The 13,388-nt window shown below is 71.2% G+C and carries 10 protein-coding genes; 3 read left to right on the top strand and 7 right to left on the bottom strand.

What is annotated here, in order from left to right; all coding sequences use genetic code 11:
- Window positions 1-9: 9 nt before the first annotated feature.
- Both ACG2DA_RS05430 and ACG2DA_RS05425 read right to left on the bottom strand, forming a co-directional pair.
- Window positions 10-1,398, bottom strand: a complete 1,389-nt coding sequence (locus ACG2DA_RS05430; RefSeq protein WP_395254457.1) for an HD domain-containing protein — start codon at window positions 1,396-1,398, stop codon at window positions 10-12.
- 387 nt (window positions 1,399-1,785) lie between these two features.
- Window positions 1,786-2,436: a nucleoside 2-deoxyribosyltransferase gene (locus tag ACG2DA_RS05425; protein WP_395254456.1), complete on the bottom strand. Its 651-nt coding sequence runs from the start codon at window positions 2,434-2,436 to the stop codon at window positions 1,786-1,788.
- Between the two features lie 243 nt (window positions 2,437-2,679).
- On the opposite strand from ACG2DA_RS05425, the gene trkA reads away from it, so the two are divergent.
- A complete protein-coding gene (gene trkA / locus ACG2DA_RS05420; RefSeq protein WP_395254455.1) occupies window positions 2,680-4,011 on the top strand; it encodes a Trk system potassium transporter TrkA in 1,332 nt (443 codons plus the stop codon).
- 155 nt (window positions 4,012-4,166) lie between these two features.
- Window positions 4,167-6,263, top strand: coding sequence for a prolyl oligopeptidase family serine peptidase (locus ACG2DA_RS05415; RefSeq protein WP_395254454.1), 2,097 nt, complete (start codon window positions 4,167-4,169; stop codon window positions 6,261-6,263).
- 6 nt (window positions 6,264-6,269) lie between these two features.
- Here the strand turns inward: ACG2DA_RS05415 and acpS are convergent, their stop codons facing one another.
- From acpS to ACG2DA_RS05395, 4 genes are all read right to left on the bottom strand, one after another.
- Window positions 6,270-6,653 carry a holo-ACP synthase gene (acpS, locus tag ACG2DA_RS05410; protein ID WP_395254453.1) on the bottom strand — a complete coding sequence of 128 codons (384 nt, stop codon included), beginning with the start codon at window positions 6,651-6,653 and terminating at the stop codon, window positions 6,270-6,272.
- Window positions 6,650-7,642, bottom strand: a complete 993-nt coding sequence (gene trpS, locus ACG2DA_RS05405) for a tryptophan--tRNA ligase (protein ID WP_395254452.1) — start codon at window positions 7,640-7,642, stop codon at window positions 6,650-6,652. Before trpS ends, acpS begins: the two co-directional genes overlap by 4 nt.
- Before the next feature lie 8 nt (window positions 7,643-7,650).
- The gene (locus ACG2DA_RS05400; protein WP_395254451.1) at window positions 7,651-8,613 is read right to left on the bottom strand and encodes a dihydroorotate dehydrogenase; all 963 of its coding nucleotides are present in this window, start codon (window positions 8,611-8,613) and stop codon (window positions 7,651-7,653) included.
- A 118-nt stretch (window positions 8,614-8,731) separates the two neighbouring features.
- Complete coding sequence (locus tag ACG2DA_RS05395) at window positions 8,732-9,982, bottom strand: M20/M25/M40 family metallo-hydrolase (protein WP_395254450.1); 1,251 nt, start codon at window positions 9,980-9,982, stop codon at window positions 8,732-8,734.
- A gap of 452 nt (window positions 9,983-10,434) precedes the next feature.
- Here ACG2DA_RS05395 and ACG2DA_RS05390 point away from each other — a divergent pair, with 452 nt between their 5' ends.
- Complete coding sequence (locus ACG2DA_RS05390) at window positions 10,435-12,021, top strand: hypothetical protein (RefSeq protein ID WP_395254449.1); 1,587 nt, start codon at window positions 10,435-10,437, stop codon at window positions 12,019-12,021.
- Window positions 12,022-12,118: 97 nt separating this feature from the next.
- Here the strand turns inward: ACG2DA_RS05390 and ACG2DA_RS05385 are convergent, their stop codons facing one another.
- Window positions 12,119-13,084, bottom strand: coding sequence for a hypothetical protein (locus ACG2DA_RS05385; RefSeq protein ID WP_395254448.1), 966 nt, complete (start codon window positions 13,082-13,084; stop codon window positions 12,119-12,121).
- Between the last annotated feature and the right edge of the window lie 304 nt (window positions 13,085-13,388).

Genomic DNA, 13,388 nt, shown 5'->3' with positions numbered 1-13,388 from the left:
CGCCGAGCGTCAGCCCAGCGCGGCGTCCGCCGCTTCGCTCAGCTTCGATCGCCAGTCGAGCGGCTTCAGAACGTCCCGCAGGCGGGGGTGGCAGTACAGCCGCACGCGTTTGACGTGGTCGTCGAACTGCTCCGCGGCCAGGGTGCGGGTGACGGGGGAGACGTCGGCCAGCGGGCGGGCGGCGCCGTCGGCGCCGATCACGTCCACCTGGAATTGCACCTCCCGGTGAGCCGGCGGGGCGTCCAACAAGATATCCGTCGGGACGAGGTCGGCGGGGACGTTCGCCGTCCTCTTTAAGAGGACGGCTAACGCTTCGGCGACCGCGGCGAGTTGGGCGTAGGGGCGGCCGGAGAGCCGCCGGAACACCTCCGCCCCCTCGTGCGGGCCGAACTCCGCCAGCCGCTTATAGATGCCCTCCCCCGCCGCCGGCCGGAACAGCCCCGCGGCGAGGCGGGCGTCGTCCGTGCCCTCGCAGACCGATAGCAGCCGTTGCTCGAACTCGCCGTCGATCGCGTCGAACAGGTCCGGCGTGATGAACTCGGCGCGGCGATTATAGACCGCCCGCAGCAGCATCGCGGTGGCGGCCCGGACGGTGTGGTGCCAATAGACCTCCGCGAACATCACGTAGCGGGCGAAGACGAGCAGTTCCGCGGCGGTGCGGCCCTTGTTCGTCAGGGCGCAACCCCGGTTCGTCGGGCTCCGGGTCGCCGGGGCGCCGGCGGCGCCGAAGTCCGGGTGAACGGTCAGGGAGGCGATCAGCCGCTCTTTATCGAAGTTCCGCCCGTAGGGCACGCCGGCGTGCAGGCTGTCCCGTTCGAGATAATCCATTTTGTCGACGTCGATCGGCCCGTCGAGCAGCCCCCGCAGCAGCGCCCGGGCCGGCCGGTCCTCGGCGCCGTCGCCGGTCAGAAAGGCCGCCACCTCCGCCGGGTCCACTTGCCAATCGCGTTCCAACACTTCCCCCGCGGGCGTGCCGGGGGCGAAGCGGGCGGCGGCGCGGCGCTCATGGTCCGGCACGTTGGGGAGTTTGAGGTCCTCCATCGGGTGACAGAACGGCCAGTGGCCGACGTCGTGCAGCAGGGCGGCGCACAGGAAGACCTCGGCGTCGTGGGCCGTCGCGGCGGCGGCGAAGGCCTCCACCCGTGCGAGGCTCCGCAGGCACCGCACCGCGTTGCCGTACACGCCGAGGGTGTGCTCGAACCGCGTGTGCGTCGCCCCGGGATACACCCGCGAGGCGACCCCCAACTGCGAGACGTGCCGCAACCGTTGCAGCGCCGGGGTGTCGATCAGCGCCCGCACCCGCGGCGTAAACGGCACGTCCCCGCTGCCGGGCAACCGCACCAACCCCCCGCCGCCGGGCGGGGCGAGTTCGGGCAGGTCGGGGAGGGACGTGGGCATTGCGGAATGGTTCCCCCCTCTCCCTTGAGGGAGAGGGGCCGGGGGTGAGGGTGGGCGAACGGTTCGCCCGCTTTCGCTCTCTGCGGTGGCCCACCGACGGGAGAGCGAGGCGGACGGTAAACGGTTGGCGGGAGTCGCTGCCCCCTCACCCCCGACCCCTCTCCCCCAAAAGGGGGCGAGGGGGGACGAGGACTGCGGCCGTGGAGGAGAGGTTCGCTCCACTCTTCTCCCCTCTCCCTTGAGGGAGAGGGGCTGGGGGTGAGGGGGGCGAACGGTTCGCACGTCTCCGCTCAGGGTTCTGAGTGAGCCCGAAGCGCAAGCGAGGGTGGACGGCTCCGACCCCTCTCCCCCAAAAGGGGGCGAGGGGAGGAACGGGGCGCCGCCCGTTCAGACCAGCGCCGGTTCCCGCTTCGGGGCGAACAGCTCCTCCACGGTGTCGGCGATGAGCAGGTTGTTCTCCGCGGCGCCGCGGTCGGAGAGCAGGTTCCACATCACCTCGCCGTCGCGCACCGTTTGGCGGAAGCGGCGGGGCATGTCCTCGAGGGCGGCGGGGGTGTGGTCGTCGGCGGCGATCTCGTCGATCGCCTCGGCGAGGAGCAGGGGCAGCTCGTCCAGATCGTCCGTGTGTTCGAAGTCCACCAGCCCGACCAGCAGCGGGTTGAAGCGGCCCTCGATCAGGCAGCGGGCGTCGTCGGAGTAGGCCACCAGCGGCTTGCCCAGCGTCCAGGCGATCGCCGCCTCGCTGACGGCGCCCTCGTCCGGCACGCGGCCGTTCAGGTTCCAGACCATCGCGTCGCAGGCGACCGCCAACTGGTACACGTCCAGGGCGAAGATGCTCTTGTGCAGGAACTCCGCCGCCTCGGCCGGCTCATAGCCGCGGGGGACCAACAGCGGCAGGACGTTCTTGAACTCCATCCCGTCCCGGTGCGGCAGGTAGACCGGGTAGCCGCAGGCCTCCAGGCGGTCGGCGATCTGCGTCATCTCCCGCTTTTCGCAGGCGTTGAACAGCGGGCCGGCACAGTAGACGCGGGGTTTCATCGGCACGGGGCGAAGCGCGAATCGGGAGACGGGCGAAACGAAGAACGGGAAGCGCCGGGCGGGCGGGAGTGTACCGCCGGTCGCCCCCCGGGGAACGTCCAAACCGGGACACCGGTTCACCAATCGGCCGATCCATCTCGGACCTTCCGCCGAATCCGGAGCCGAGGCTCCGGATTCGGCGCGCGGGGGAGGTTCGTTACCATTCGGCCGTTCCGCTCCCCGTCCCCAACTCCCGCGCCCGCTTTGAACGTCGTCATCCTCGGGGGCGGGACCGTGGGGACCAGCATCTGCAAGGTGCTGGGCAACCGGCACAACGTCTGTCTGGTCGACCCGGACCCGGAGGTGCTGGAGATCGCCGGCGAACAGCTGGACGTGCAGACCGTGAAAGGCAGCGCCTGCGACGCCGTCACGCTGTTCCAGGCCGGCGTGCAGAGCGCGGATCTGGTGCTGGCGGTCACCAGCAAGGACGAGATCAACCTCGTCGGCGCCAGCCTGTCCAAAAGCATGGGCGCCCGCCGCAGCGTCGCCCGGGTGTTCAACCCGTCCTATCTGGACAGCAGCACGTTCGACTACCGCCGGCACTTCGGCATCGACCGGCTGCTGTCCCTGGAGCGCCTCACCGCCCTGGAGCTGGCCCGCAGCGTGCGGATGCGCGGGATGTTCGTGCTCGAAAACCTCGTCCGCGGCGGGGTGGAAGTGCAGGAGGTGCTCGTCGAGACCGACGCCCCCGCCTGCGGCGTGCCGCTGAAGGACTTGAAGTTCGGCCCCGGGGTGCTGGCCGGCGTGTTCGTGACCGACGGCGTCGCCCGCATCCCGAACGGCGAGGACGCCGCCCACGCCGGCGACACGGTGACCCTCATCGGCACCGGCGACTCGCTGGAGGACGCCGCCCGCCGGTTCCGCAAAGCCGCCCCGCCGAAGCTGCTGGTGGTGATCGGCGGGGGCGGGGAGATCGGCTTCAACCTCGCCCGGGTGCTGGCCAAGGGCCGGTTCAGCGTCGTGCTGATGGAGGGCAACCTGGAGCGCTGCGAGGAGTTGGCCACCAAGCTGGACGGCGTGACGATCCTGCACGGCGACGTCACCCGCCGCAGCGAGATGGAAGAGGCCCGCGTGGACCGGGCCGGCGTGTTCGTCGCCGCCACCGGCCGGGACGAGGACAACATCGTCTGCGGCGTGGAGGCCCGGGAGCTGGGCGCCAGCCGGATCATGTCCGTCGTCCGCCGCCCGGACTACGCCAACGTGCTGGGCAAACTGGGCATCGACGTGGCCGTCTCCCCCCGCAGCGTGATGGCCCGGCAGGTGGACGGAATGGTGCAGACCGGCGCCGTGCTGGCCCGCTTCGACGTCGCCGGCAAACAGGCCGCCGTCTACGAGGTGGAGGTCCGCGAGGGCTGCGAACTGATCGGCGTGCCGCTGAAGGACGCCGGGTTTCGCGGGGCGCTGGTCGCCGCGATCGACCGCGAGGAATTCGTGCGGGTCCCCGGCGCCGAGGACGCATTGAGGCCCGGCGACGTCGCCGTCGTCCTCGCCCAGGCCGACGCCGCCGAGGCCGTGTTGGAACGGTTCGAGGCGTGAGGCTTCGGGGGAATGAGGGAGGAGGGAAAACCTGCGTCCGGCGTCGTCTCCTCCCCCATCCCTCCTCCCGCCTCCCCCGCGTCCGCCCCGCTCGCTTGCGGTTTCGCGGGGGAATCCGAACAACGACGGACCCCTTCCCCCGACGGAGTTCCCGGATGCCCCGCCCCGTTCTCGCCCTGCTGGCCCTCGCCCTGTCGGCCGTCGGACCGGGCGTCGCCCCGCTGGCGGCTCAGGAGAAGTCGCACCAACTGGAGCCGGAGGATTACTTCACCCTCCGGGCCGTCGGCGCCGTGGCGCCCTCGCCGGACGGCACGCAGATCGCCTACACGGTGACGGGCTGGTCGGAGGACTCCGACGACATGAACACCGACCTCTGGCTCGCGCCCAACGACGACGACCCGGCCACCAACGGCACGCGGCTGACCTTCGACGGCGCCGGCGACCGCCATCCGATGTGGGCCCCAGACGGCAAGACGATTTATTTCCTCTCCGCCCGCAAAGGCGGCGACGAACCGCCGACCGACGGGAAGACGCAGGTCTGGAAGATCGACGTCGACGGCCGGAACCTCGCCGCCGTCACCCGCATCAAGGGCGGCGTGGAGGCCGCGGAGGTCACGCGGGACGGCTCCGCGATCTTCTACACCGTCCCCCGGGAGGAAGTGGAGGACGACCTCGCCGGCCTGCGGTCCAAATATAAAGACCTCGACTACGGCCACGGCAAGGTCAAATACAGCACGCTGCACCGGCTGGATTTGAACACCTGGCGGAGCGAGGAACTGATCGCCCCGGACCGCTACATCCGCACCTTCGCCGTCAGCCCGGACGGCAAGACGGTGGCGATGGTCACCGACCCGGACCGCCTGCTCATCACCCACGAGGGCCAGAGCCGGGTCGACGTGCTGGACGTCTCTTCAAAAGAAGTGACAACGATCACCAAGGACGGCTGGCGGGACGACCACCCGAGCCCGTACGGCTGGATCGACGGGCCGGACGTGTCGGCCGGCGGCAAAGTCGTGTTCTCCGTGGCCTTCGACGGTTACCCGGTGCTGCTCTACGTCGCGTTCAAAGGCGAAAGCGGGTGGGGGCTGCAAACGCTCGAGGCGGAGGACCCGGTCACGATCGGCTTCGACGCGGCGGAGTTCGTCGAGGGGACCGAGGACGTCGCCTTCGTCGGCGAGGACCACGGCCGGGCCCGGGTCTACCGCGTCTTCTACGACCCGCGGAAACTCAGCTTCCCCAAGCCGCGGGTCGTCACCCCCGGCGACGTGGTCGTCTTCGACTTCGCCCTGCACGAGGACCGCCCCGCGATCGTCTCCGCCGGCACGCCGACCGAACTGGGCGACCTCTGGCGCGTGGAGGGTGAGAAATATACGAAACTCACCGACGTGAACCCCCACACCGCCGACTGGGCCTTCCCCGAAGTGCAGCTGTACGGCTGGACCGCCCCGGACGGCGCCCCGGTGGAGGGGATCCTCGAACTCCCCCCCGGCTACGACCGCGGTGACGGTCCGCTGCCGCTGGTCGTCGTGATTCACGGCGGCCCGACCGCCGCCGAGCCCTTCATGCGGCGCTTCCGGATTTACGGCCGGGCGCTGATGGCGGCGCAGGGCTACGCGATGCTCGCCCCCAACTACCGCGGCAGCACCGGCTACGGGGAAAAGTTCATGGTCGACCTGATCGGCCGGGAAAACGACATCGAGGTGCAGGACATCCTCGCCGGCGTGGAGGCCCTCGCCAAAGACGGCCTGATCGACCCGGAAAAGGTCGCCGTGATGGGGTGGAGCAACGGCGGCTTCCTCACCAACGCCCTGCTCTCCCGCACCTTCACCGCCGGTCTGGAGGAGCAGGAATACGGCTTCGCCGCCGCCAGCAGCGGCGCCGGCGTGGTCGACCAGGTGATCCAGTGGGGCACGGAGGACACCCCCGGCCACGTCATCAATTACATGGCCGGCAAGCTGCCCTGGGAAAACCCGTCGGAGTACGTGGAAAGCAGCCCGCTGTACACGCTCAACAAAACGCAGACCCCCACGCTGATCCACGTCGGCGCCGAGGACGCCCGCGTCCCCCCGGAGCACTCCCGCACGCTGTTCCGGGCGCTTTATAATTACCTCGACGTGCCCGCCGAACTGATCGTCTACCCCGGCGAGCCGCACGGCCTGATGAAGAAGTCCCACCGCGCCGCCAAAATGGCTTGGGACCACGCCTGGTTCAAGAAGTACCTCAAGGGCGACGGGGACGATACGGACGACTGACCGAGGTCAGCCTAAGAGGATCACCGTCGCCGTCGCGTAGGCCCGGCAGTGGGAGATGGTCACCATCACCCCCTCGACGGAGCCGCCGCGGCTGGTCAGCACCTCCGCGGCGCCGCCGGTGAGGGTCATGGTCGGGGCGCCGCTGCGTTGGGGGAGGATTTCGAAGTCGTGCCAGCCGACCGGCGGCACGAACCCGGTGCCGAGGGCCTTCATCGCCGCCTCCTTGGCCGCCCAGCGCCCGGCGTAGTTCTGGGCGCTGTTTTTATGTTTGTCGCAGTACGCCCGCTCCGCCGGGGTGAAGACCCGGTGCGTAAAAGACTCCCCGTGCCGCTCGATCAGGGCGGCGATCCGGTCGCATTCAATAATATCCGTCCCGAGGCCGACGATCATCGTCGCGCCGCCAACCCGCAGGCGGTGCGGACGCGGTCCAGTACCTCGCCGCCCACTTCGCGGGCCTTCTCAGCCCCGGAACGCAGCACGTCCTCCACGTCGTCCGGGCGGGCCTCCCAGGCGGCCCGGCGCTCCACGGCCGGGGCGAAGTACGCGGTCGCGGCCTCGATCAGCGCCTTCTTCGCCTCGCCGTAGCCCATCCCCCCGGCCCGGTACTTCGCGGCCAATTCCTCCCGCTGCTCCGGCGTGGCGAACAGTTTATAGAGCGTGAACACGTTGTCCCCCTCCGGCTCCTTCTTGTCCTCGACCGACAGGCTGTCGGTGACGATCGAATTGCACTTCTTTTTGAGTTTCTTGGGCGACTCGAAAATCTCGATCGTATTGCCGTAGGACTTGCTCATCTTCTCCCCGTCCAGGCCGATCACCTTGGCGGAATCGTCCAGTACGTAGGCCTTCGGGGGGACGAGCACGTCCGCGGAATAGATGTGGTTGAACCGCTCCGCGAGGTCGCGGGTGATCTCGATGTGCTGCACCTGGTCGGCGCCGACGGGCACCGTGTCGCTGTCGTACAGCAGAATGTCCGCCGCCTGCAGGATGGGGTACGTATAGAGCCCCGCGTCGGCCGGCAGGCCGCGGGCCTTCTTCTCTTTATAACTGTGGCCCTTGTCGAGCAGGTGCATCTGGGTGACGGTCAGCAACGCCCAGAACAACTCCGTCACCTCCGGCACGTCGCTCTGCCGAAACAGCGTGGCCCGGTCGGGGTCGAGCCCCAGCGCGAGCAGGTCCAGGGCGGCGTCGCGGGTGTGCTGGCGGAGCGTCTCCGGCTCCCCGCGGATCGTCGTCAGGGCGTGCAGATCCGCGAGGAAATAAAACGCCCGGCCGTTGGGCTCTTCGGCGGCCGTTTGCAGGGCGATGTATTGGCGGATCGCCCCGAAGTAGTTCCCCCAATGGAACCGGCCAGTGGGCTGAATGCCGGAGAGGACGCGCATCGTGTGTTCTAACCCTTCGTCGGGGTCGCCGGCGTGCCGGCGGCCTGCTGCGTTTTCGGCGGGCCGAGCGTGCCGACCAGTTCGCTCATGGAGGCGATCCCCTGCTCCTGCATCGCGGCGGTCAGGTCCGTCACCAGGCGGCCGGACACGGTGGGATCGGCGAAGTTCGCCGTGCCGACCTGCACGGCGCTGGCTCCGCAGACGAGGAACTCCAGCACGTCGTCGACGGTCCGAATCCCCCCGCAGCCGACGATCGGCACGTCGACCGCCTGCGCCACCTGATAGACGACCCGCAGCGCCAGCGGTTTGATCGCCGGGCCGCTCAGGCCGCCGATGCCGTTGCCCAGTACGGGACGGCGGGTCCGCCAGTTCACAGCCAGGCCGGTGAAGGTGTTCACCAGGGTGACCGCGTCCGCCCCGGCGTCGGCGGCGGCCCGGGCGACGCTGGGCACGTCGGTCACGTTGGGAGTCAGCTTCGCCAGGATCGGCAGCTCGCAGGCCTTCCGCACCGCGCCGACCACCGCGGCGGCGCCCTCGGGGGTGCGACCGTAGTCGACCCCGCCGCTGACGTTCGGGCAGGAGACGTTCAGTTCGATCGCGTTCGCCCCGCCGGCGGCCTCTACCTGGGCGGCCATGGCGGCGAACTCGTCGGGGCTTTTGCCGGCGACGTTGGCGATCACCGCGGTCCCCAGCCCGGACAGGTAGGGGAGGTGATGGGAACAGAAGTGCTCCACGCCGTCGTTGTCCAGGCCGATGCTGTTGAGCATCCCGGCCGGAGTTTCGACGGTGCGCGGCGGCGGGTTACCGATCCGCGGGAGCGGAGTCACGGTCTTGGGGACGACGCCGCCCAGCGTGGACAGATCCACCAGCGGGGCGAACTCCCGGGCGTACCCGAAGGTGCCGCTGGCGACCAGAATCGGGTTCGCCAGCCGCAACCGGCCGAGAGTGACGGAGAGATCGGGGGCGGACACAACCGGAGTGTACGGCCGCGGCCGGAGGCCGTCACGCGGGCCGCGGCGGTCCGCATATGGGGTTCTCCTCTTCCCCAACAGGGGGCGAGGGGGGATGAGCCTCGTTTCGGTCTCCGCCTCAGTTCAGGCAGTGCGTGCGGAACAGGGTTTCGTACAGGTCGCAGCCGCGGTGGAGTTGGTCCAGGGGGATGAACTCCGCGGCGGTGTGGGCCTGGGCGATCGAGCCGGGGCCGAGCACCAGCAGATTCGTCAGCCCGCCCGCCGGACCGGCGAACACGCCGCCGTCGGTGCCGTAGCAGACGGTCCGCGGCTCCGCCTGCCCGAGCAGCTCCCGCACCGCCGTGGGGAAGGGGGCGTGCGGGTCGGAATAGAACGGGCCGGCGTGGCGGTCGTCGATCGACTCCAGCCCGTGCTTGCGGGCCAGGGCGTGGAACTCCGCCACCAGCGGGCCGTCGTCCACGCCGGGCACGGGGCGGGAGTACAGCGTCGCCCGGGCCTCCTCCGGGGTGATGTTGAGAACGGTCTCGTGGTCCGAGAGCGTCAGGTTCCAGCTCAGCCCCGGCGGGTCGAAGGCGTCGTTTTGCAGGGCGGGGTCGGTTTCGGTGCGGCGGATGAGGGGGAGCAGGTCCGCGAGGAACGGGATCAGCTTGAGGTCGGCGTTCACCCCCTCGGCCGTGCTGCTGTGGGCGGCGACGCCGCGGGCGACCGCCGTCAGCAGGTGGGAGCCCTTGTGGGCGTGCACCGCCGTGAGGGAGGTGGGCTCCCCGATGAGCCCCGGCGGGTCGGCGGCCCGCAGGGCGGGGTAGGCGGCGCTGCGGGCGACCAGTTCCTTCGCCCCCTCGAAGCCGATCTCCTCGTCGGCGGTCAGCCCGATCCACAGCGGGGCCGTCAGCGGGGCGGCGCCCGGGCGGCGGGCCTGGGCGGCCAGCCGGGCGCCAGCGGCGATCGCGCAGGCGACCGGGCCCTTCATGTCGCAGGCCCCGCGGCCGTACAGGCGGTCCTCCGTGACGACCGGTTCGAAGGGGGAACCGGGCACCCCGCCGGAGCCCGCATCGGGGCCCGGGCCGGTCCATTCGTTGGCGGGCACCACGTCGGTATGGCCGAGCCAGACGAAGCCGGGCCGCTCCGTGCTCCCCCCGGCGGCGGGGTCCGGGCCGAGGCGGGCGAGCAGGTTCACCTTTTCCACCCCGCGGCCGTCGCGGTAGACGGTGCGTTCCACCTCGAAGCCGGCGGCGGCGAGGGCGGTCTCGCAGACGGCGGCGGCGGCGGCGTTGGAATCCCGGCTGACGGAGGCCGCCGCGATCAACGCGCGGGCCAGCGGCAGCGGGTCGGTGGGCGACGGGCGGGCAGGCGACGAGTCAACGGGCATCCGGGAATCTTACTGAATGCGGAGCGAAGCGTTGCGCACGCTCCGGGGCGGCGTCTCGCTGGCGGTTTCGCGGGGGCGGGACCGTCGGTCGGACGACGCGGCGCGTCGCGAACGGTTCGGGGGCGAAGCGCTGCGAGCCGCAGATTCCGCACGTCCGGCGGGTTTCGCACCAGCCGCCGAACTGAGCGAACCGATATCGCAATCACGACCGACGCCCCCGGAGCCCCCGGGGCGGCGCCCCGTGGACCGCCCGTCCGCCGGGCGAGCCCGCTCTCCCCCGCCGTGCGGTGCGGGAGGGCGCCCGGTCGGCGCGTCGGCACGGTCGCCGACCGCCTCCCCCAGTTCGGACGCAGGACCCCGAGACGATGCCCCGCCGAACGATCCCTGTCGAGCGGCCGTCCCGGTATGGGGACTGCGCCCCGTCCGCACCCCGCGTTCCCGCCGCCTGCCCGATGCCCGCCGATCGTCGCGTTCCGGCCGCCCGTCGCTGGGGCGCCGCGGTCGCCGCCGCGACGGCGCCGGCCGCCCTGGCCGCGCTGGCCCCCGCCGCGACGGCCGACGACGGCGTCGTGAACCTCGCCTCCGATCCCGCTTTCGGCGCCGGCCCCGCGTGGGTTGAGCCGATCGGCGACGACGCCGCGGCGGGCGGCTCCGGCGTGCTGCCGGCCGGCTACGTCACGCCCCCCGCCCAGTTCGGGCCGCTGGGCGAGCCGTCCGTCGGCCCCGGCGGCCGGCCGGCGCCCGGCGGGCTGTACGACCCCGCCGTCGCCCCCGCCCAGTACGCCCCGCCGGCGCCGTACTGCCCGCCCGGCCAGGTCGCCGGCGTGGGCGGCGCCCCGTACGGCGGCGCCCCGTTCGGCGCCGCCGGCACGGACTACCGCGTGCGGGGCGGTCTGCCGGAAGGCCCCGGCGCCCTTTGGACGACGATCGCCCGCTACCAGCCGCCCCGCGGCAGCTTCGTCCGACTGGAATACCTGCACTACAACATGACGGGCGAGGAAGAGGGCCCCGTCGGCGCCCCGATCGCGGGCGTCACCGCGGACTACGACGAGTTCAACGACCTGAACAACCGGTTCGCTCCAAGGATCAACAACTCCAACCGGTTCTTTCCCTTCGGGGTGCCGGTCGCGGACGAATCCCGCTACGGCGGGGACTTCAGCCGCGTGGGGTTGGACGACGATCTTGAGACGTTCGTCACCCCGGTGCTGGACAACAACGACGTCGACGACTTCGCGGGCGCCCGCCTGACGCTGAGCCGGCCGGTCGAGGACGTGGGCCGGGCGGAGTTCTACGGCTTCGCCTTCTCGCAGGAGACGTTCGTAATCGATCCGGTCCTGCCGTTGTCGGTGTCCGATTCGGTCGGCATCGGGCTGGCGAACGCCGACGACTACTACGCCGACGCCATCGCCACGTTCAACACCGACTTCGAACTCGAATACGAGACGGAGCTGTGGGGGACCGGCGCCCGGATGTACTTCGACCACCTCGCCCCGGCGCAGGGCTTCGGCCTGCGGCCGCTGGTCGGCGTGCGGTACGTCATGCTCAACCAGAACCTGTACCAGCGAGGGGTGAACACCGAGGGCGGCGTCGTCACCTCCAGCGAGCTGTCCACCACCGTCCACAACAACCTGTTCGGCACGGAACTGGGCGTGGAGGCGGAGTACCGCCACGAGTGGTGCACGATCGGCGTGCGGCCGGCCCTCACCCTCGGCCTGAACCAGGCCCAGGTGCGGACCCGCAGCGTGGGCCTGTTCTCCCCCGCGGAGAGCGCCCTGCGGCTGACGGACTACCACACGCAGATCAGCCCGGTGTTCGACCTGGCCGCGTACGTCCGCATCCCGCTGGGCGAGCGGTTCCGGTTCAGCGTCGGCTACGACCTGCTGTATCTGGCGAACGTCGCCCAGCCGAACTCCTCGACGGTGTACGAAGGCGCCGGCCTCGGCACCGGCCTGGCCCGGGCGAACCTGGGCACGGACCGGTCGTTCGACAACGTGACCTTCAACGGCCTGTCGCTGGGCCTGGAGATGCTGATCCCCTGAGCGGTCCCCGGTTGGGGGACCCGACGAAACGCAATAACGCCGAGACCCCGCGGGGCCTCGGCGTTATTGCATTTGAGAACGTGACGTTCCGGGGACGTTACCTCGCGGCGGCGGTGCGGCCTTCGCGGCGGACGTCGGCGCGACGGACGGCCTCGGCGACGATCCGCTGGGCGCCGTAGAGCGTCCGGGCGTTGAACAGCGGGACGTCCGGGCTCGGCCCGGCGACGCCGCGTTTCAGGGAGGCGAGCTGCACCCAGCTCATGTTGTCGGAGAGGTGCCAGGCGGCGGCCTGGGCAGCCTCCTGAGGCAGCCGGCCGGTGCCCACGAGGATGATGAGCTCCCGCAGGACCTCGTCCTCGATCACGTCCTCGATCCGGCGGAGTTCGTAGTGGGAGCGGGGGTGGGGTTCGGGCTTGCCGTACTCCAGGCAGACGGAGGTGTACGGCGCCCGGGCGACGGTCTGCGGGGGGATGGAGAAGGCGCCGCCGCCGAAGCCGCCGCCGCCCAAACCGCCGCCGCCCATGCCGCCCATGCCGCCCATCCCCCCCATGCCGCCGCCCATGCCGCCCATGCCGCCGCCCATCATCTGGCCGCCGCCCATGCCGCCCATGCCGCCGCCCATGCCGCCCATGCCGCCGCCCATGCCCATCCCGCCCATGCCGCCGCCGCCGAAGCCGCCGATTTGGTTCTGGACGTGCACGCCGACCAGCCCGTCGGGGATCTGGATCGTCAGCGGCTTGTCGGTGTGGTTGGCGATCAGGATGTTGCCGCCGGTTTCATCCTTCGCGATCACCCGCACGGAGATCTCGCCGGTCTCCTGACCGTCGAACAGGTCGACGTAGCCGGCGGAGGCGTCGAGCTTGAGCGTCTTCGCGGGGACCTTCTTCATTTTGGACAGGTCCCGCTCCGGGGCGGACTCGCCGTCGCCTTCGGCGGCGACGGCGGACAGCGGCGCGGCCAGCAGGGCGGCGAGCCCCGCCTGCAGCACGGACCGCCGCTTCATCCCGGCCGGGGCGACGGCGGCCCCCGGGATTGCGGACGAACGACGGACGGGAGAGGGCATGCGAGCGGGCATGAGTTGAGGTGATCCGTCGGGGGCGGGGGCGGACGTCCAGCCTACCGGTGGGGAAGTCGCGCGGGCAATGACCTGCTTCGGCCGGCCCCGCCCGCCGACCGCCGGCTCTTTCCCCCTCCGACGCCGGATCGGCTCAAGTCGGGCAGGTGGGCGCGACGGCGCCGGTTCTCCGCCCGGCGGCGCCCCCGCGGCCCCGTCACGACCGCTGCCGCCCCGCGATGCGCCCCGGTCGCGCGGGGCGCTCCGGCCGCGTTTCCCGTCGGCGCACGCAAAACGCCCCGCCGGCGGGACC

The organism is Alienimonas sp. DA493 (assembly GCF_043951915.1).
In the GTDB taxonomy this organism is placed as follows: Bacteria; Planctomycetota; Planctomycetia; order Planctomycetales; family Planctomycetaceae; genus Alienimonas.
This window is presented reverse-complemented; position numbering and strand designations above follow the sequence as displayed.